The sequence below is a fragment of the Bacillus sp. V3B genome (assembly GCF_024494465.1).
Classification (GTDB): domain Bacteria; phylum Bacillota; class Bacilli; order Bacillales; family Cytobacillaceae; genus Bacillus_BD.
The window spans coordinates 23,616-44,342 of sequence record NZ_JAETXM010000025.1 but is presented as its reverse complement, the minus strand read 5'-3'; the positions used below and the strand labels follow the sequence as shown (position 1 = coordinate 44,342).

Annotated in this window: 21 protein-coding genes; 1 reads left to right on the top strand and 20 read right to left on the bottom strand. The window is 39.1% G+C overall.

Annotated features, from left to right (window positions below):
- Positions 1 to 55: 55 nt before the first annotated feature.
- The gene (locus tag JMM81_RS19040) at positions 56 to 1,066 is read right to left on the bottom strand and encodes a LolA family protein (RefSeq protein WP_256243123.1); all 1,011 of its coding nucleotides are present in this window, start codon (positions 1,064 to 1,066) and stop codon (positions 56 to 58) included.
- Between the two features lie 526 nt (positions 1,067 to 1,592).
- Positions 1,593 to 1,949: a holo-ACP synthase gene (acpS, locus tag JMM81_RS19035; RefSeq protein WP_256243122.1), complete on the bottom strand. Its 357-nt coding sequence runs from the start codon at positions 1,947 to 1,949 to the stop codon at positions 1,593 to 1,595.
- Positions 1,950 to 2,102: 153 nt separating this feature from the next.
- Here acpS and JMM81_RS19030 point away from each other — a divergent pair, with 153 nt between their 5' ends.
- The gene (locus tag JMM81_RS19030) at positions 2,103 to 2,693 is read left to right on the top strand and encodes a rhomboid family intramembrane serine protease (protein WP_256243121.1); all 591 of its coding nucleotides are present in this window, start codon (positions 2,103 to 2,105) and stop codon (positions 2,691 to 2,693) included.
- An 86-nt stretch (positions 2,694 to 2,779) separates the two neighbouring features.
- On the opposite strand, the gene JMM81_RS19025 is transcribed toward JMM81_RS19030, so the two are convergent.
- The 18 genes from JMM81_RS19025 to JMM81_RS18940 all read right to left on the bottom strand — a co-directional run bounded on the left by JMM81_RS19025 (position 2,780) and on the right by JMM81_RS18940 (position 20,727).
- Positions 2,780 to 4,210 carry a PH domain-containing protein gene (locus JMM81_RS19025; RefSeq protein WP_309143509.1) on the bottom strand — a complete coding sequence of 477 codons (1,431 nt, stop codon included), beginning with the start codon at positions 4,208 to 4,210 and terminating at the stop codon, positions 2,780 to 2,782.
- Positions 4,197 to 4,676, bottom strand: coding sequence for a PH domain-containing protein (locus tag JMM81_RS19020; RefSeq protein ID WP_256243128.1), 480 nt, complete (start codon positions 4,674 to 4,676; stop codon positions 4,197 to 4,199). The genes JMM81_RS19025 and JMM81_RS19020 overlap by 14 nt, the downstream gene beginning before the upstream one ends.
- A 381-nt stretch (positions 4,677 to 5,057) precedes the next feature.
- Positions 5,058 to 6,470, bottom strand: coding sequence for a degradosome RNA helicase CshA (gene cshA / locus JMM81_RS19015; protein WP_375162417.1), 1,413 nt, complete (start codon positions 6,468 to 6,470; stop codon positions 5,058 to 5,060).
- A 451-nt stretch (positions 6,471 to 6,921) separates the two neighbouring features.
- A complete protein-coding gene (locus JMM81_RS19010; RefSeq protein WP_256243119.1) occupies positions 6,922 to 7,623 on the bottom strand; it encodes an alpha/beta hydrolase in 702 nt (233 codons plus the stop codon).
- 358 nt (positions 7,624 to 7,981) lie between these two features.
- Entirely contained in the window at positions 7,982 to 9,358 is a 1,377-nt protein-coding gene (locus JMM81_RS19005; RefSeq protein ID WP_256243118.1) for a UDP-N-acetylmuramoyl-tripeptide--D-alanyl-D-alanine ligase, read from the bottom strand.
- A gap of 54 nt (positions 9,359 to 9,412) precedes the next feature.
- Positions 9,413 to 10,489, bottom strand: a complete 1,077-nt coding sequence (locus JMM81_RS19000; protein ID WP_256243117.1) for a D-alanine--D-alanine ligase — start codon at positions 10,487 to 10,489, stop codon at positions 9,413 to 9,415.
- A gap of 223 nt (positions 10,490 to 10,712) precedes the next feature.
- Positions 10,713 to 11,342 (bottom strand): histidine phosphatase family protein, encoded by a 630-nt coding sequence (locus tag JMM81_RS18995; RefSeq protein WP_256243116.1) that lies wholly within the window; start codon positions 11,340 to 11,342, stop codon positions 10,713 to 10,715.
- 248 nt (positions 11,343 to 11,590) lie between these two features.
- Positions 11,591 to 12,313: an ATP-binding protein gene (locus JMM81_RS18990; protein ID WP_256243115.1), complete on the bottom strand. Its 723-nt coding sequence runs from the start codon at positions 12,311 to 12,313 to the stop codon at positions 11,591 to 11,593.
- Positions 12,310 to 12,801: an ECF transporter S component gene (locus JMM81_RS18985; protein ID WP_256243114.1), complete on the bottom strand. Its 492-nt coding sequence runs from the start codon at positions 12,799 to 12,801 to the stop codon at positions 12,310 to 12,312. Before JMM81_RS18985 ends, JMM81_RS18990 begins: the two co-directional genes overlap by 4 nt.
- Entirely contained in the window at positions 12,782 to 13,387 is a 606-nt protein-coding gene (locus JMM81_RS18980) for a cob(I)yrinic acid a,c-diamide adenosyltransferase (RefSeq protein ID WP_256243113.1), read from the bottom strand. The genes JMM81_RS18985 and JMM81_RS18980 overlap by 20 nt, the downstream gene beginning before the upstream one ends.
- A 23-nt stretch (positions 13,388 to 13,410) precedes the next feature.
- On the bottom strand, positions 13,411 to 13,848 hold the full coding sequence (locus JMM81_RS18975; RefSeq protein WP_256243112.1) for a bifunctional adenosylcobinamide kinase/adenosylcobinamide-phosphate guanylyltransferase: 438 nt from the start codon (positions 13,846 to 13,848) through the stop codon (positions 13,411 to 13,413).
- Positions 13,800 to 14,429 (bottom strand): histidine phosphatase family protein, encoded by a 630-nt coding sequence (locus tag JMM81_RS18970; protein WP_256243111.1) that lies wholly within the window; start codon positions 14,427 to 14,429, stop codon positions 13,800 to 13,802. Before JMM81_RS18970 ends, JMM81_RS18975 begins: the two co-directional genes overlap by 49 nt.
- Entirely contained in the window at positions 14,387 to 15,178 is a 792-nt protein-coding gene (gene cobS, locus JMM81_RS18965) for an adenosylcobinamide-GDP ribazoletransferase (protein ID WP_256243109.1), read from the bottom strand. Before cobS ends, JMM81_RS18970 begins: the two co-directional genes overlap by 43 nt.
- Complete coding sequence (locus JMM81_RS18960; RefSeq protein WP_256243108.1) at positions 15,165 to 16,685, bottom strand: cobyric acid synthase; 1,521 nt, start codon at positions 16,683 to 16,685, stop codon at positions 15,165 to 15,167. Before JMM81_RS18960 ends, cobS begins: the two co-directional genes overlap by 14 nt.
- Positions 16,682 to 17,263, bottom strand: coding sequence for a bifunctional adenosylcobinamide kinase/adenosylcobinamide-phosphate guanylyltransferase (locus JMM81_RS18955; RefSeq protein WP_256243107.1), 582 nt, complete (start codon positions 17,261 to 17,263; stop codon positions 16,682 to 16,684). Before JMM81_RS18955 ends, JMM81_RS18960 begins: the two co-directional genes overlap by 4 nt.
- A complete protein-coding gene (cobD, locus tag JMM81_RS18950; RefSeq protein WP_256243106.1) occupies positions 17,233 to 18,318 on the bottom strand; it encodes a threonine-phosphate decarboxylase CobD in 1,086 nt (361 codons plus the stop codon). Before cobD ends, JMM81_RS18955 begins: the two co-directional genes overlap by 31 nt.
- Positions 18,293 to 19,258, bottom strand: a complete 966-nt coding sequence (gene cbiB, locus JMM81_RS18945; protein WP_256243105.1) for an adenosylcobinamide-phosphate synthase CbiB — start codon at positions 19,256 to 19,258, stop codon at positions 18,293 to 18,295. The genes cobD and cbiB overlap by 26 nt, the downstream gene beginning before the upstream one ends.
- A complete protein-coding gene (locus JMM81_RS18940; protein WP_256243104.1) occupies positions 19,255 to 20,727 on the bottom strand; it encodes an adenosylcobinamide amidohydrolase in 1,473 nt (490 codons plus the stop codon). Before JMM81_RS18940 ends, cbiB begins: the two co-directional genes overlap by 4 nt.

Below are 20,727 nucleotides of genomic sequence, written 5' to 3'. Positions count from 1 at the left end.
CCTGAGCAAATCCTAAAATAAAAACAGGCTCTTTATTCCGAGCCTGTTCCTTTCCTTATTTTACCGCATTGCTTTGAACTGTACGAGCAATTGTCACCATTTCTTCAGAAGTCAAATCATTGGAGGCAATCATATAATCCACTCCGTTATTTGTCCAAGTGAGACTATTATCTGTCAGTGCTCCAATAGTAAATCCTAAATCAACAAGTTCTCCGGTCACATTGGTTGGTCCGGCTGTAGCAGGCATGACGGTTGTTTTTTCTTGAACTAATGTAAACGACTTTTCACCCTCATAAGTGAGTACAACTCGTTTCCCATCTTCCACTTCCACTTCTTTTTCACTAATTAAACTAACACCAGGCATTTCTTCCGGATACTTAACTGAAAACTCCTGATCCTTTAAATCGGCCATGACGGTTTTATCGAGTTGGGCACCTGTCATATTTTTCTGTACGTTAAAGTCATTTTTATCAAAGCTAGCGTTAAAATCCATTTTAGAAAATTCAACAGTTACAAGTGCATTGCGATCAGTATCCATTACTTTTACACTTATAGGTGCTAGATCTTTTTTATTTAGGGTAATTTCTTGATAAGGGAGCATTTTACTGTTTTGATAACGTGTTTTTGTTTCAAACACATAGTGATCTTTTGTCGCTGTAAACTTCGCTTCTTTGTCCTCTATAATATCCTTTACAAGTGACTCGTATAAATACGCTTGGCTACTATTTTGTGGCCAATCACTTTGGAATTTAAAGCTCTTGTTTAGGGCTGGCGTCAATACAAAGACCCCCTCCTCATTGCGAAGGATCATTTGGTTCTGATCTTTTTTGGCATTTTTTAAGTCAACCCGATAGAAGTTAGGGTCTTTATGCCAAATCTCCACATCATACGTATGTGGTTCACTTCCCATTTGTAAGGTCATTTTTGCCTTTGCCTTATAACCTGCTAACTCATCCACCTTCCCTCCTAGCGTGTTCAAGACATCTTCTTGTGATTTTTCTCCACAGGCAGATAATACAAGGACAATCATGAGCCCTAAAGCCAGCATGAATAACTTTTTCTTCATTCCTTCAACCCCTTTGTCTCATTTCAACCTAGAAGGAGAAAACTAAAAGCAGAAGTTACCTAGCCTTGTCTCTCCTATTGCACTATGAATATATGAGACAACCTCGTATAATATGACGGACTAAAAGAAAGGGATTAAAGGCATTTTATTATATTCTTTTATTATTTAATCCCGTCTTAACGGACAGTAAGACCCCTACCTCAAGACTTCGAGAGAATCGAGGAAGGATTGTTGGGGATCAAACTGCCCGTTAAGATCCGATAAGGGCGATAAGGGCGATAAGGGCGATAAGGTCTTTTCTAAGAGCTTCAGCTCTTAGAAAAGACAATCAGGCTTCGCGTGACTAACCATCAATGGGGGATGAAGAAAACCCCCACTGATGGAAGTCTTCTTTATAATTCCTTTTATCAGGAAACTAAAGCTTTTTTCAGCTCAAATAAGGAAAGAATTTTTTCACTGTCCTTGCATAAAAAAACGTTCTTCTTTTGCAAGGAGTATTCCTTCAACTTTTTGAATACCCAATATCCTAACACTCCTTTTCAATGATTACTTGTGCTACTGCATATTCAGCACTGTGCGTAATAGAAAGGTGTATTCCTTCTTGCTGTGGCTTACGAATAAATGGCTTTCCCTTTTCATCATTTTCTACTTGAATATCAAGGAAAGATAAACTTTCACCAATTCCTGTTCCAACTGCCTTTGCAAACGCCTCCTTAGCAGCAAATCTTCCTGCTAAGTATTCCACCTGTCTTTTTTCAGTTAAACATTGATACGTTTCTTTCTCAAATGAAGTAAGAATACGATCCACAAATTTTATTTGACGCTCAGAAATGTTTCTTATCCGTTGTAATTCAACTATATCAAGTCCAATACCAGCAATCATTCTGCATCTTCCTTCTATCTATAATAATATTTATTAACATACCGATGTCAGCCACCGAAAAAGGACAGAGGACATTGTAGCAAGAGCCCTTTCAGTTTTGATCTAAGAAGGGCTATGGTATGATTTAAGAAAATAAATTTTAGGAGGGATTATATGTTTACGAGAACAGAAAGCTTCCAAGAATTTATTCGTTATTATCCTATCGTTTCTTTGATTGTTCTGATCCATATTATATTCTTTTTATTAACATCATTACCTATATTCCCCAACTCATTAGTGTTTGAATATTTAGCAGGCGTTAATTTGTATATCTGGCAGGGAGAACTTTGGAGACTCGTCACACCTATCTTTATACATAGCGGATTCTCTCATGTACTTTTTAATAGTTTTTCGCTTGTTCTTTTTGGACCTGCTTTAGAAAGAATACTAGGACCCGTTCGCTTTACAGCGATTTATTTGATCACCGGAATTTCAGCAAATATCGCCACTTTATTCATTGAACCTGTTACATACATTCATGTAGGGGCTAGTGGAGCAATTTTTGGTTTATTCGGTATGTATATCAGCTTAGTTATTTATCGCAAGAGCCTACTTTCAAAGGACAACAGCCAACTCATTATTACCATTGCCGTCATTAGTGTTATCATGACCTTCCTTCAACCAAATATTAATATCATTTCCCATATTTTCGGCCTTCTGTCAGGGTTCCTAATTGGTGCTATTGCATTACGAAAAAAAGGCTGACCCTAAGAGACTCGACTCCCTTTAAATATGCTAATGTACACATCGGCACTAGTCTCCTCTCTATTCTTATGGAGCCAACCACTCGATTAAGTATGTTTATACCAAATATAAACCTTGTGGCCATCCCTTTTTTCAATGTCCACAACAGTTCCTCCTGAACCTCCTATTCCTGATTTTATAGTTGCTTTAATTGAGGTAAGTTCCTGTCTTTTCTGAAAGTAGCTTCTACTCACAGATAGTGATTGAATTTTATTTTTTTTCATCAAAATAGTCCTTTTAACTATTCCACGGTACGTTAGCGTTAATTGTTGATGCTGCACATTCCATCCAGCATCTTTATGTTCTAGAAAAGCCCAGATAGCTCCAACAGGAATAAGTAACAGTGATAAATATCCCCACGGTTGGAAGAAAATTAATGAAACAACTACAATGAACAATGGAATGATTAAATTGCGAAACATATACCTTTTTAAAGCCCGCTTTGGAGAAGGTACGATGTCAGGACGAAAATGATAGTCAGCTAAAAAAGGAGATAACAGACCCGCAATTTCTTTTTTCTTAATAATCGGCAGAATAAGCGCCTTCGAACCGTCTCCTTCCTGTGATCCTCCTGCACTCTCTATGTATACAGACCCAAACCCCAAAGGTTGTCTGATTATATTTTCACAAATAAGAATCCCCTGCACCCGATTTAGAGGGATCGTCAATTGTCGTTTTTCTAGTAACCCTCTTGATATAATTAGATCGTCATCTACTTTCTTCACTGTAAAACCAGCATATTTCATAATCGTTCCCACTACAGCAACCAACCAAGCTAGCAAAAAGATCAGGAATACAATGGTGCTCACAAATACAACCCCACTTGAAATAAACCCTTGCAATTCTTCAAACATCTTTTTATATGGAATTAATTCATCAAATTGAGCAATAAACGCGATAGCTGCTGAAATCACAACCCCTGCTCCTCCTGATGTAGAAGCTAATAACAAAAGTTGCGATGGCTTAATTTTATAAATAACCTCAGCTTCGTCCGCTGCATCTTCCATTTCTACTCGTTCAGTATATTTTACTGAAGCAAGAATATCCTGGATTGCCTCTGCTTCTGTTTTAGTGATCGCTGTCAAAACCGCTTCAGCATCTTTTAAACCACTTGATCCAGCTGTCTCCACCCTTACTCTCACTAGGCCAAATGGACGTTGTAAAATCCCCTCAGAAAGATCAAGACTTTGAATCCTTTCAAACGGAATATAGCGTTTCTTTCTCACAAACAAACCTGATTCAATTCTAAGTTCTCCGTCCTCAACTCGGTACGTAAATCGAAGCCATGATAGTACTCCGGTAACGAGTGAAAGGAGTATAAAAACAACAGCCAACGAGACTTGCCAAAAGTTGAAACTAATCCCATTCCCACCAAATAGAAAGATGAAAACAAATGGAAAAATTAATTCCTTTAATGATTTCAAGAAGTTTATAACTGCAGATACTGGATGAAGTCGTTTCGGTTTAGACATCTTCATCAGCTACCCTCGCAAGCTTCGAAATAGAAATTCTCATTTCTTCTGCTTCCTTCAAATCTAAAGCGGGTATTTCATGGACCGTAGCCGCTGTGGAGATTGTAACTGAAGCTAAATGGTATTTTCTTAAAATAGGCCCTTGCAGTGTATCTACATGTTGAACACGAACCATTGGGATGAGCGTACGTTGAATCACAAAAATCCCATGCTGAAGCTCAATTTCCTGCTCACGCACTTCATATCTCCATCGTTTCCAGCGTAAGATTGGAAAAAGAAACACTATAAAATAAGTGAAAAAAAGAAATAAAATAATAGCCACGATACTAATCCAAACGGGCCAATTAAATGCAATCGTTAAACCAGTTATTCCTCCTGCCAATAACAAAAATAAAATAGAATAAATGGCACCTGAAATTTTCCATACGATTAATGCTCTTTCTGAAATCCTACTTTGCGGCTCAACCAACATCATATTCCCCCTTATTGACTAATCTGATCAAGAAAACTTCTATCAGTGAGTTTTTTCTCATCACCCACTAATGGTTAGTCACGCAAACTCTTATTGCACTTATCAGACTTTTACGGACAGTTCATCCCCTACCTATCCTTTCTAGATTTTCTCAGAGTCTTAATTAAGGTAGGATGAATGTATTCGTTTACTTTACGTAATAACATTTATTTAGTTTCACAAAATTCAATTACAACTTAATGAAAACATAAAAAAAGAGGGTGACCCATAAGAAGTCTAACTCCACAAAATAATCTTGCTCTAATCTGGTTATTGACCAGTCTACACTAGATAGTAATTTTGGGGATCCTTGACACCTTTTTGAGTCAGCCTCAGACATGGCTACTTATTATAACTATTTGATTTTGATTTATACTGAGAGTTATTTGAACGCTTTCCACTATGACCTTGACGTGATTTCATCGGTTTTCTGTTACGATTGTTAGAATCGTAGCCACGCTTTCGATCATCAAATCTCCGATCACGCTTAGAAGGCAAAGGTTTTTCCTCTGTCAACTTCACTGGAGTTGTATCAGGCTCTTTTGTGAGCATTTTCAAGACTGCTGCCACAACCGTTGAAGCATCATGACCTTCTAATAGTTCATCAGCTGTTTGCTTATAATATTTGAGATTATTGGAATCAATCGTTTGGACGATTTTTTCCATAACGGCTTTTTGCTGACCTTCTAATGCTTCATCTAAAGTAGGCGGTTCCATCCGTTCCATTTTTCGTTTCGTCGTTCTTTCTACAACATGTAAGTATGACTTTTCACGCGGTGTAATCAATGTCATCGCTACACCTGTTTTCCCTGCACGTCCTGTTCGCCCAATCCGGTGAACATAACTTTCAGGATCTTGTGGAATATCAAAGTTATATACATGGGTTACACCAGAGATATCTAAACCACGAGCTGCAACATCCGTGGCCACAAGGACATCAATTGAACCTTCTTTAAACTTTCGTAAAACCGACATACGTTTTGCTTGGCTCAAATCTCCATGAATGCCTTCCGCATTATACCCACGAAGATTTAATGCTTCTGAAAGTTCATCAACCCGTCTTTTTGTCCGTCCAAAGATGATTGCTAATTCTGGTGATTGAATATCCAGTAGTCTTGTTAAGATATCAAATTTACCCTTTTCGTGTATCTCAATATAATATTGTTCAATCGAAGACACTGTTACTTCTTTTGTTTTCACACGAACAATTTGAGGGTTTTTCATAAACCGTTCAGCCATCCGTTGAATCGGGGCAGGCATGGTTGCTGAGAAAAGTAATGTTTGGCGTTCTTCAGGAATTTGCGCAAGTATCGATTCAATGTCTTCAATGAATCCCATATTTAACATCTCATCCGCTTCATCCAAAATAACGGTTTGCACATGATCAAGATGCATTGTTTTGCGGTTGATATGATCAAGTAAACGACCAGGAGTACCTACAATAATATGTGGAGGCCTTTTTAACGCCCGTATTTGTCGATTAATATCCTGCCCACCATAGATAGACAGAACTCTTGCTCTTTTTCCATACCCAATCTTATAAAGTTCCTCTGATACTTGAATGGCTAATTCTCTCGTTGGAGCGATAACAATTCCTTGAATGACGTCCTTACTATAATCAATTGTGTCAATCATTGGAACTCCAAATGCTGTTGTTTTTCCTGTACCTGTTTGCGCTTGACCGATTAGATCCTTGCCTGATAGACCTAATGGAATCGTCTCAGCTTGAATGGGGGTGGCTTCTTCAAATCCCATTCTATTTAAAGACTTTAATGTAGCTGGACTAATTCCTAATTCTTCAAATTTTGTCAACTTATTCAATCTCCTTTAATTGTAACAAAATAGTCTATATTAAAGTGGCTAGTGTGGATTTCTCCCGAGCCTATTAGAAAAGTGGAATGCACCTGCCTATCGGCTTATGAACTGAGCCGATGGAACCTGAATCTAGACAGATAGCTAAATTCAACAAGTCTTGCTCACTTTTCCACTGTAAAATTCCTGCAAAAATTTATTTTAAGACGCAGCAATACATACAAAAATGAAAAAAGACATTCTCCAAATGGAGTATGTCTGGGTTCGAAAGAAATTCTCTCATTGGCACTTTTAAGATAATTTTACCAGTTTTCTCTCCTATTTGCAACACAGACAACTTTGGAATAAGTAGAGTACAGAGTATTTTTCAAATAGGTTCATTTTAAAAGTTTGTTTACTTACTTTTATTTTTCGTTTCTAAAAAATAAAGAATATTTTTAAATAATTCTTCTCGTTCTTCACAGTGACAGATGATATGTTTCGAGTTTTTTAAATAAAAGAGTTTTTTTGATGAAGAACGAATATGGTTATATAAATATTGGGCTGTTTTTGGTGGAACAACACCATCCACTTCACCTTGGGCAATAAAAGTCGGAACACTTACTTGAGGCAGTAAAGGCCTTATTGAATTCACAAGCTTGCGAAATTGGAGCGTGGCCGCTACAGGGGTTTCCTTCCATTTTCGTCGATAGCGTAAAAACAGTTCATTTTCTGAAAGAGTGCCTCTACATAGATCCTTTGCCATCATTCCCATATCAGTCACCAGTTGTTTCGGGTTTACATAGTACGCTGCAGCACTTAAAAGCACAAGCTTTTCTACTGGAAAATGCACCGCCAAATAACTCGCAATCATTCCCCCCATGGAAAAACCAACAACATAGACCTTTTCACATGTACATAGTAATTTCTCTAATTCCTGTTCAGCATGCGCAATCCACTGCTTGTACTGAACCCCTTTTAGTTCAAGTGCTTCACCATGTCCTGGCAGGGTTGGTACAGATATCTTCCAATCTGTATTTCTTTGCAAGAAATATACAAGTGGTTCAACTTCAGTAGGAGCACCTGTAAACCCATGGATACATAAGCAACCAATCATTCAAGACACCGCCATCATAAGAAATTGAGATAGATTCATTCCTTATTTTTCACCCATGTAGTATTATGCTACACATGGAAATTTTTAGTTTCATAAAAAAGAGAAAATCCTTTACCACTTTCTCCAGCCCTTACAGCTTCAATAGCCGCATTTCATGATAAAATATTGGTTTGATTCGAAATCCCCCTGATGGTACCTACTATCTTACCAATTCTTTGAGAACTTTCATTCAATGTTTTACTAAAAGGCTTTTACAATTTAGTGAAACTTTTCAGCAATTAGTGACATTATTAAAATCAACCTAAATGATTCTACAACATAAAAACGAGCATCTTGCAACAATGCAAGATGCTCATTTTTATTCTAGCAAAGCAGTAACCACCTCTTCTAGTTTCATTCCCCTAGAAGCTTTCACCATAATAAGCGTCTCTGCATTTGTATATTTTTTCAACTCTTCGACAAGAGTTTGTTTCTCTAGAAAAGAAAGAACTCTTTCAGATGGAAAAACGGTTTTGGCCCCTTCAGCAATCTGGGCTCCTAAATTTCCAAGTGTAAAAACGAAATTAATTTTTTGCGGATCAATATTTCTTCCCATCTCAAAATGAAATTCTTTTTCCTTTTCACCTAATTCAAGCATATCTCCAATTACAAGGATTTTTCTTTCATAGTCTGGAAGATTGGAAGCAAGATCAATGGCCACTCTCATCGATGTTGGACTTGCGTTATAAGCGTCATTAATAATCCTTTCTCCTCGTTTTCCTTCTACTAATTCCATTCTCATATTGGTTAATTTCAAACTAGAAAAGCCATCATTCATTTTTTCATATGGGACCTCGAAATAATGGGCGGTCAGCATCGCACCCAGTGCATTTAAAATATTATGGGTACCTAGCACGGGTAAATAATATTCTGTTTCTGATGCGTTGATTCTAAACGCACTCCCCTTTTGATCAGTATCCATTTCAACTGGGTACAGGTCATTTTTGCTACGACGCCCAAAAGTCTTGATTTGTGCACGACCTTCATAATGAGAAAGCCCTTCCTTTAACAGAATCTCATCACCCATATAGACAATTAACCCATTGTCCACAATGCCTTGAATAATTTCTAATTTCGCTTCAGCAATTCCTTCTCTTGATCCTAAATCTTGTAAATGTGATTCACCAATATTCGTAATCACTGCAACATTTGGTCGCGCAAGCTTCGATAAGAATTCAATCTCACCTTTACCGCTCATGCCCATTTCTAGGATAGCAATATCTGTATCCTCATCAAGAGATAGAATCGTCAATGGCAATCCAATATGATTATTGTAGTTCCCTTCTGTTTTTTGCACTTTGTATTGTAGCGCCAGTAGGTTGGCTGTCATATCCTTTACTGTTGTTTTACCATTGCTACCAGTAATCCCGACAACCTTCATATCTAGTTCATTTCGATAGCTTCTAGCTAGCTCCTGCAGTGCAATAAGTGTATCTTCTACCATTAAAATAGGTAGGTGTGTGGGTGGATCGGGGACATCTTTCTGCCAAAGAGCAGCTGATGCTCCTCTTTTTAAAGCATCTTCTACAAAACGATGACCATCAGAGCTCTCTCCTTTAAAAGGTACAAATAAATTGCCTGATTCAACTTTTCGCGAATCAATGGAAACACCTTTTATAACAATATCTTTAAAAGCCGTAGGATTATTCTCTATTTGTATCATGTTCTGTAATTGTTCTAACGTTCGATTAATCATCGTCTGACCCTCCTCTCATCAAAAAAATGGAATTTTACCATGTTTTTATACGCATTAAAATGTATATTTAATACTTTGCTTTTCTTCATGTCGTTCAATTGCCAATTGCACAAGACGCTCAATTAATTGTGGATATTCCATTCCCGTATGTTTCCAAAGAAGAGGGAACATACTCACTGGTGTAAATCCAGGCATTGTATTGACTTCATTAATCATTGCTTTTCCGTCCTTTGTTAAGAAGAAATCCGCTCTTACAAGTCCAGAACAATCAAGTGATTTAAATGCTTGAACCGCTTTCTCGCTCAACAGATTGTATTCCTCTTCTGTAATCTCGGCAGGGATAATAAGACCTGTATCCCCATCTTCATACTTTGCCTTGTAATCATAAAAATCTTTCTTCGGAACAATCTCTCCTGCAACTGAACATTTAGGATCATCATTCCCTAGTACAGCTATCTCCACTTCTCTAGCAGTGACGCCTTCTTCAATAATTACTTTCCGGTCAAATTGAAAAGCTTCTTGAAACGCTTTATCTAATTCAGTCATGTTTGTACATTTACTAATTCCAACACTTGATCCAAGATTGGCAGGCTTCACAAAACAAGGATAACCAAGGGCACTTTCAACTTGCTTATACACTGATTCCTGTGCATCCTTCCACTCGCTTTTAATAAATGATACATACTTCACTTGTTCAAGTCCTGCATGGGCAAAAATATCTTTCATAATGACTTTATCCATACCAGCTGAGGAAGCCAGAACACCATTTCCAATATAAGGGAGATTTAGCAACTCTAAAAACCCTTGCACCGTACCATCTTCTCCATTTGGACCATGAAGAAGCGGGAAAACGACATCAACTGATTCCTTTCCATCACTCGTTTGAAAAAGAGTCGAAGACAGAGCTGTACTTGAAGAGGTTTCTGTTTGTGAAAACTTTAAATCCTCTACCCTTTCAACAGGTTCTGTTAATTGTGACCCTTTGATCCACTCGCCTTTTTCATTAATATAAATAGGATGTATTTCAAATTTTTCATGATCTAATGCTTCAATAACGGCCAACGCTGTCCGTAATGAGACTTGATGCTCTGCCGATTTCCCGCCATATAATAAACCCAATTTTATTTTCATTTTAGAACCTCCAGTTTATAAGTCGCACTCAATCATTTTACCATTTTATGAAATAGGAGAGGGAGTGATTATTGTAGGGTATGGATCAAGTTTTTTATTTCTCTATCATTAACCCTTGATACCTCTTATGCCTATTGCCTAAGAGGGAGTATTTATTCTTATAAGTATGTATCAATAGGCTCCATCGAAACCTTTAAAAGGAAAATAATGATGGAAAAAGAGCTCAATAACTTAAAACTTCTTTTCCTTTCACATGACTCATATCGCCTTCCAATATAAGTTCGATCCGATCATGATCTATTTTCACTATCGTTAAGCTAGTCCCCTCAACCGTAGGCTCTGTCCATATCTCCTTTAAATCAATCCCTTTAAAAAGAAGATAGAGTGATTTGATGAACAATCCATGTGTCACAACTAAAAGATTTCCACTTATCTTCCTAGATCTGATCTCATTAAGGAAATCGACCGCCCGCTTGTTCATATCTACAAACGATTCAGCACCTTTATTTCGATAACCATCTGGTTTATTCATAAAGTGATCATATTCATAAGGGTATAGAGCTTTAATTTCTGTTTTCTTCATTCCTTGCCAAGGTCCCATATGCATTTCCATGATACGTTCATCTGTTCTAATCCTTATGTTTCTATTTCCTTTGATCAACTGTGCTGTTTCAAGCGTTCTTTCACTTGGACTTGAAAGAATATGGTCAAATTCGGTATCCTTTAACCGTTCACTTAAGAGCTTAGCATATTCTTTTCCTTTTGTAGTCAGGCTAGAATTTAGTCTACCTTGGATTCGCTCCTCTTTATTCCATTCGGTTTCCCCATGTCTAACAATATATAAATATACCATTATCCTACACTCCCGTTTATTTTTATTCCAAAATTGCATATAGGAATTCTCTTTTCTTTTAAACATAAGCTGTATTAAATACTAGTATTGATGGTCAAATGGCCTTTGGTGTACGCGTCCATTAAGTTATTCATTCTGAATAACACGCATGGCCACATACACCAAAAGCTATTTATCAACAATAACCTTTAACACAGTCTAAACATAAAATATCGTTTTTCGTCTATTCAATACGTACATTTGTCTTTTTATGGCGCCTGACACTGAAGGGGGTGGTAGAAGTCGGAGGTTAGTTGTTTAATGATTGGTTCAGCGTTTGGTGGGAAGGCTATGAGTATACATGTGGATGGACCAGTTGATTTACGTAGGTCAACTTCACAGTTCCAATCATCTTCTACTAATTTATGATCGCCGAGCATAACCTTTAACTCATGTAAAACGCCTTTTGATCCCACTGGTAAAACTACCACATCATCTAACTGACAAATTTCTTGAAACAAGGAAAGCGGCAACACTTCTCTTTCCTTGTCTAATACCTCTTTGCCAACTAACGGCGAACCAATAACAGCCAACTTCATCTCCATAGCTGCAATAGGCTCTTCCTGAAAATCACGATCCCTTTTCCCGATCACAACCATACCGAGTGCCGATTGCAACATCATAAAGTTACTTTCCGTACTACCAGTGATTGGCACAGTCACCATTCCCATTTCTGCCAACCCTCGACCTACTCCGTTCACAATGGCTTCCCATGAATCGTCTTCACAAAAATTATGAATAACCACAGAAAGAGGAACCCCTCCTGCCGCCATACATTCCATCACAGCTACCCTAAAACCATAATAAGCGACCACTTCATACAGAGTTTTAACAACATCTTTCTCCTTCAACCCAATGGCCCCACTGTTATCTGAAGATATCACAAGCGACTCCCACTCGTTCATTGGAATAACTAAAACATCTCTTTTCATTTTACCGTTTCCTTATGAATACGCCCAGCAAAAAAGGATGATAATCGCGGTGCCAATAGGAGACCTAACACGATATTAAATAAGGATCCAATCAATAATGAAGGAATCATTCCAATGTAGAATCCAGCACCTAGTAAAAATAAAAACGGTAACGGTGCTACAAACGTATTCCCTAAAACAAATAAAACGCTAGCCAACACTCGCTTCCCTTTCCTATAAAAAATAGCAAACAACCAAACAAGCACAGCCATCTCAACAGCAATCACTAAATGAAGTGGACCTAATGGCATCCCCCCAATAAAAGCCGATAAAAGGTGACCAAGAAAAGCGATAAAGGCTCCTGGTCCTCCTCCAAATATCACACCTGCTAACAATGCCGGAACCACATCTAGCGCAACACTTGATACAATCGCCGGTATTTTAATTGAAGCCCCCGCAACAGACAGAGCTAGAAATAAACTAATCAGACTAATTTTCTTTACGTTCATTGTCACTTACTTCCTTTCTTTTCCCATCACGGAAGACTGGAGCACTTCTGACGTACTCAACATCCTTCACGTTAAGACGAAAATTGACGACCCTTGCTACAGCAAAGAAATAATCAGAAAGCCGATTGAGATATTGCAAAGGTAATTCAGCTAAGCTAGGATCCTCTTTCGAAAGCTTTACCACTAATCTTTCCGCCCTTCTTGTTACTGTACGTGCAATATGAAGAGACGCAGCGGCCGGTGCTCCTCCAGGTAAAATAAAACGTTCCAATTCAGGCGCTTCTTCGATAAACGCATCGATTCTCGTTTCCAAATAGGCAATGGCTTCGTTTGTTAATTTAAGCTCACGTTTTTTCGTCACATTTGCTAGGTCTCCACCACAATCAAATAGCTCATGTTGAATTTTTTCCAAATCATCAATCACATCCTGAAAAAGTTCAGCTTGAAGCTGAGTCACAGCCTGCCCAACAAAGCAATTGACTTCATCGACGGTTCCATATGCCTCTACCCGTATATCGTCCTTCCCTACTCTTCCACCAATAATACTTGTTTGCCCCTTGTCACCAGTCCGTGTATAAATTCTCATTTCATTTCTCCCCTTTTTTCCTTTTATTTCAACCTTTGATTGATTCCGTACCAAATCAGATCAACTCGCTCACAAACAGAGACCGTATCCTGAAAAACCCTTCCTGTTACATCACGCCACATTCGCTCGCTTGCTTCAATAGGAACAATTCCTTTTGTGATGTCTGAGCCAATTAAAATAATCACTCTACCTTGTTGACTCTCTTCCCATATCAGCCACTCTTTCAATAATAACTGCCATTTCTGCCGAACTTCTACAGCATTAAACACAGTCAATAACGCTTTTACCCACTGTTCAACCCCTTCTAATACAACGGTCCCATCATGCAAAATATCTAGACTGTCTGGTAAAACATCCTCCTGATAAGCGGAAAGCCAAAGGCTATTTTTTTCACTTATCCCATTGTATGCTTTTACCCAACCTGATTTTCCGTTAAAGGCACCACCCGTAACAAAGTACACCGCTCACCCCTCCTAAAAGCTTCTTCTGTTGACCATACGAGTTCAAAACCATTTCCATGAGGAACCTGCCACTCCCAAAAACCACGTTCTTCGTGCCCTAGTTTTGATAGCAGATAACGAATCACACCCCCATGAGTCACGATAGCCGTACGGCCCAGATCCCCCTCTAACATCATCAGAAATACCTTTTGCCAGCCCTTTTCAATCCGCTCTGCAAAAGTGGAATATCCTTCACCTTCAGGCGGTTCACTCGCAAAATGATTCTTGATCCACTCTTCATAATAAGGATCCCCAGCTAGCTCTTCATACATTTTCCCTTCCCAACGACCAAAATTCATCTCGCGAAATTCCGGCCATGCTTGTGGATCTTGATCTGGAAACAAAACTTCAGCTGTTTGCAAACAACGTTTCAAGTCACTTGTCACAACCCTCTCATATGGTGACAGTTTAGACGTCTGATTAGCTAAAACCAACCTTGCGTCCTCACAAATCGGAGCGTCTGTCCAACCAATATAAGCTTTTCGTTTATTTTCCTCTGTTATCCCATGGCGAAATAATGCCACAACCACAGCGTCATCCATAAAACAGTTTCCACTCCTTCTACTGATGCCCCTAATACATCACCTGTAATTCCACCAAACCATTTAACAACTTTTCTTGAAGTAATAAACAAAAATACAGTAGCTACCATCAATAATAAAAGAACCCCGTTAACAGCTTCTGGCAGCATAAGCAACACTCCACCAAACACAATCACTATATAAACAGGATAGACCCATAGAGTACGTGGTGTTGCTGCATTTTTAAATAACATTCCAAGTCCATCCTCTTTTGCTGCCCGTACTTTAAGTAAAAGAATCCCCATCACACTTTTACTAAAAAAAGGGATCAATAGGATGAAGAGATAAGTAGCATCAACCGCTTGAAGTGTGATCTCATAAATAAATAGAAAACGAGCACTTAACAGAACGATAATCGAGAGCACACCAAATGCTCCTACCCTAGGATCCTTCATAATTTCAAGTCGTTTTTGCTTGTCACGATAAGAAAAGAAGGCATCACTTGCATCCATCCATCCATCAAGATGAAGTCCACCTGTTAGAGTGATAAGTGAAAGCCAAATAATAAAAGCAACAGCAAGTGGAGAAAAAGGCGTCCAATGCATAAGCCCATACAATAGAAAACTATAAAAGATCCCTTGTAATAAACCGAGTAACGGGAACATTTTAATCGCCTTTTCCATATGAATACGATCCATTGGAACTTCATAGGGAATCGGAATACTTGTAAAAAATTGAATACTCATAATCAGACCTTTAATGGTTTTCATGAACAAAGTTCCATTCCGAGATGATCTTCTTTATTTTTTCCCAATCAAGATGTTTTCCCATCTCTTCAGCTAATCGATCATAGCGTTCATCTTTCAATACGCCGACACTCACTTTTGGCTTTTGTGGTAGATTCACATTTTTACGAACCGTATTCAGCCAATAATGACGCCAGTCATCATTATGAAAAAGATGATGAAGGTATGTGCCTACAATACGCCCATTCTCGCTATAGTAACCTTCCTCACGATCTGACTCAAACAGGAACAATCCTCTCTTCTCTATTTCATCAGAAAAGACCGTATCACCTAAATGAATTTCGTATCCTTCTACTTTACCTTCGCCAATACTCGTTTGTGGATGATAGATACCTTTAACACGGATCGTCTGCTTTTCTTTACGAAAATAAGTTACGGCTTCCATAAGCCCTAAACCTGATTCTTCAAAGGCTACTGTTCCCGTATCTGTTCCTTCCTCATCGATAAGCGTTTTCCCAAGCATTTGATAACCACCACATATCCCAGTCACAAAGCCGCCATTACGTGCAAAATCTATGATTGCCTCAGCAAGTCCGACCTCCTTTATAAACTGTAAATCATGAATGGTACTTTTCGTCCCTGGAATGATTACCGCATCTGGTTGACCAAACTCAGCACTGTTTCGCACAAAACGCAAGTGTACATCTTCTTCATATAGGAATGGTTCGATATCACTTATATTTGATGCATACGGAAGCTGAACCACCGCAATCTCAAGACGACCGTTTTTTTTCATACTCCGAAACTCATTGATAGATAAAGAATCCTCACGATCAATCATATGATTGTTTATGTAAGGAAGAACCCCCAAGACTGGAACTCCTGTCTTTTCCTCGATCCATTTCACACCGTTTGTAAACAAACTGAAGTCCCCTCGGAATTTATTAATAATGATTCCTTGCACTCTTTTCCGTTCCTCACTTGTTAATAAGTCAAGCGTTCCGACAATGCTAGCAAATATCCCGCCACGATCAATATCAGCAACTAAGAAAACAGGCACATCAGCTACCTCGGCTATCTTCATATTCACAAGCTCCCGGTCTTTTAAATTCATTTCTACCGGACTTCCTGCTCCTTCTAAAATAAACACCTCAAACTCTTTACCAAGCTGATTTAATGCCTCATCGATCACCTCAAGCCCTTTATCATAAAAGGTTTCGCGATATCCTTTACCAGAAAGTGTTTTAACAGCTTCCCCAAGCAACACAACCTCTGCTTCTTGGTCTGACCGTGGCTTTAGCAGAATTGGATTCATCCAAACCGTGGCTTCTGTTTTCGCCGCCTCTGCCTGAATTCCTTGGGCACGCCCAATCTCCAATCCATCTATGGTCACATAAGAATTATTAGACATATTTTGTGATTTAAAAGGTACTACCTTCGTTCCTTCCTGAGCAAAAAGTCGACAAAGTGCAGTCGCAATTAAACTTTTCCCCACATCAGAAGCAGTACCTTGGATCATAACTCCCTTCATCTCGCTTCCCCTTTCATTAAAACAGGAATCCCTGCTTCTACTAAAAACGCTTGATGAGCATTAGCGACAATCGATTGGTGTAGTTTCCCTAGCAATTGATGATAACTAAACACAAGGTCATTGTTCCCCATTGGCTCGTAAAGCACTTCATTACTAACAATAATGAGACATTTCACCTTCTGACTAATCGCACTTATCCCCTGATACATTTTTTCAAAAAGCGTAACTCGAAATTGGTCTTCCTGCCACTTGTCCTCTACAAAAAACAATTCATTGTTCAGCCACGTGGTTAAACAATCAAGTAAAACAATGTCATCCTGTTGGAAAAATGGCGCTAGCTCCCCAATCGAAATAGGCTGCTCCCATGTCTTCCATTGATATCCACTTTGAAGCCGCTCCTCTTGATGACGGCTAATTCTTAAATTCATTTCAGAATCTGATGCCTGCATCGCTGCAATATAATGAAGTTGCTTCCCACTAGAAAACGACAATAGCTCCATCGCCATTTTTTCAGCAAAACGGCTTTTTCCACTGCGGACCCCGCCGGTTATAAAGATAATGGATGAATCATTCGCCATTCCTGCATCGCCTCCTTCAGTTTCTGATTTTCCTCCCTGTTTCTGATCGCAAAGCGCAGCCAGCGCCCTTCCAGTCCTGGAAAATTAAAGGTATGTCGAGGGACAATACCTTTTTGGAGTAAAAATTGAAACAACGGATAAGGATCTACTAACTGTGGGTCTCTAAGCAAATAAAAATTAACCTTTGAATAGGACACTTCAAAGCCATTTTTCTCGTAGAATGCAACCAACTTTTCACGCTCTGAATGGATGAATTGAACCGTTTCCTCTATATAGTTTTTTTCTGCCACACATATATCCCCTACTGCAAGTGCCACACTATTCACACTCCAATGGGGCCGGTAGTCAGACAGTTTCGTAATAATTTCACGACTAGCTATTGCGTAACCAAGTCTAAGTCCAGGAATAGCGAACATTTTCGTTAAGGATCGCAATAAAATGAGACGAGTATATTCCTTTATCAAAGGTGAGAGTGGCTCATATTCCATCAAGAAATCATGAAATGCTTCGTCTACAATCAGAAAACAATTTTGTGTCTCACATTCTCGTAAGATCGGTAGAATCGTTTTTAGAGGATAATAAAGACCCGTTGGATTATTCGGATTACAGAAAAAAACAGCATCCACCTGTGAAAGCTTCTTTCTTAAAGCGTCAGAGTCAATCTCCCAGCCTTCCGCCAACTGAAAATAAGAAATGTCACAGTCATTTATCTGACAAGCTTTTTCATATTCAGAAAATGCCGGTTCCACAATCAGAACCTTCTTACCTGCCAAAAGCCTCCCAATAAGACTAATCATTTCGGCGCCGCCATTTCCAATTAAGATTTGTTCTTTCAAGACACCTTCTCGTTCAGCTAGCTTCCCTTTTAAAGAAGCTGTATGAGGATCAGGATATTGCCAAATCCCTTGAAAAAAATCGATCCAGTTCTCTTGAATCGAAGACGGTGGTCCAAATGGATTAATATTGGCACTGAAATCAAGTACATGATCTGGTTTCTTAAGTCCAGCAGCTTCGTATAAATAGTGCGGATTAGAACCATGTGATGGCCATGTCAACGAACACACCTCCAAGCCATAATATTAGTAAAAAGAAGAAAGTTGTTTGTAATAAAATGGTATTCATTTTAACGATATCATTCCGTTCAAGCGGATCCAGTGGATCTCCCATAAGCGCTCGATTTGAAACGATTCCTTTATATGTATTTATTCCACCAAGCTGAACACCAAGAAGAGCAGCAGCCGCCGCTTCACACCAACCACTGTTTGGACTTGGATGTTTCTTTGCATCACGATACAAAATCCTCCAAGCAGTCCTTGTCTCTGTTTTTTTCGGTCGATTGGCGAGTAACATGATAAAACCAGTCAATCTACTTGGAATCCAATTCACAACATCGTCCATCCGAGCAGATGCCCAGCCAAAATCAAGATACTTGTCATTTTTATAACCCACCATCGAATCGCAAGTATTAATCGCCCGGTACAAAAGTGCAAAAGGAGCACCACCAACCCACGCCCAAAACATCGGTGCAGTTACCCCATCACTCGTATTCTCAGCCACCGTTTCAACCGTTCCACGGACAATTTCACTTTCATCCAATTTTTCAGTATCTCTCCCTACAATATAGGAGAGCTTTACACGCGCTTCATCAAAATCATTCCGTTGCAGTGGGTGATAGACTTCCAAGGCAGCTTCCTTTAAACTTTTTTGGGCCATCGTCGTAGAAATCAAGATACTTTCTACGATAATGCCTACCAAAGGATGAATCTGATAAGCGACAGTACTGATAAACAATGCTGGTACAAACACAACCAACAGAACAATAAATAACATCATGAGGCCTTTCCACTTCCGGTTAGGTCCTTTATTGTACCTTTTATCAAGCCTGTATATGAGTGCTCCGATCCATTTAACCGGATGTGGCCATGAAGGTGGATCTCCAACAATGCGATCCAGCACAAACGCAATCGTAATAGCTAGTAAATGTTCAATGATCATATGCTTGCTCTTCTTTGGTTACTTTTCTCAATCGCCTCTATTGTACATTCATATATGCCCCTACCAATCAGTTTTCCAAGGGGCGTAATCGTACCAGCAAACTCAAGAGACCTGCCCTTTTGGGTAGCGGCAATCAAAATACTGTCAGTCGACGTTCCTGTTGCAATCGTTCCTGTATTAGCATCTTTAATCCCTCTATCCTGCAGTACCTTTACTTTCGCCTCTGTCGCCGTCATAATCGATTGGATAAACGCCTCCTCTGTCAGTTCTCCATTGACAAATAACCATGTATTAATGGTACCTGGTTTTACTTGAAAGCTGTTTTCATAGCTTTTTGAAACATCAACCGCATTCCCTACACCCGCCGTCACGACCACCAATAGGGAGAAATCCTTTTCTTCATACAACCGAAAAACAACATCTTCCGTTACAACAGCTGTCATCATACCAACCGTTTCAGAAGGATCAAACCCATTCTCCTTCAAAAAGTTAGCCATTTCTTCACGATGATTGTCACAATTATAATTTTTATCAACATGTCTATTCACAAATGTATTATGCCAGCCTGTTCCAGATCCGATCACACCTGAAGACATCGTTCGTAAAGAATAAGGGGCTTTAAGATCAATATAACCCTTATGAACTGTTACACATTCTTCCGTAATTTTTTCTTCTACCCATTCAACATCATTGATCTCAGGAAGCAATACCATTTGTGGTGCTGGCACCTTCGGATGGGATTGTTTGATCACTTTTGTCTTATAAACGGCTTGGATCGTTTCTTGTTTTAACACTTCGTTTGGCGTATCAAAGCGATGAATCCTTCCATTTTCAAGAAGCAGCAAACGATCGCAATAAAGGCCTGCTAAGTTAAGATCATGAAAAATGGACACGACCGTCAAGCCCTTTTCCCTCGTCCATTTTCGCAACAAGTCTAATAGCTCCTTTTGATAAGACAAATCGAGATGATTCGTCGGTTCATCAAGCAGAAGAATCTCTGGTTCCTGTGCTAGTGCTTGGGCTAAAAAGACACGTTGCCGCTCTCCTCCAGAAAGGAGTTGAATGGAATGATCTTGAAAAGCCGTGATTCCCGTCCAACTCATTACCTTTTGAACCATTTCCTCATCTGTCTTACTCCACTCTTTGAAAAATCCCTTTTGATGGGCGTACCGACCAAGAGAGACTGTCTCTTTGACCGTATAAGAAAAGGCTTCGGAAGTATGCTGAGAGAGAACAGCAATGACTTTTGCAAGCTGTTTGGCTGAGTACATGTTCAACGAATGGTCTTTTAGCAAAATATCCCCTTGTTGATAAGGCAAAACACCGCTGATCATCTTTAAAAGCGTTGTTTTGCCGCTTCCGTTAGGTCCAAGAATCCCAAAGAGCTCGCCCTTATGTACATTAAATGAAACATCCGAAAGTACCTGTGCATGGCCATAGCCCCCGTTTAAATCTTGAATTTCCAGCAT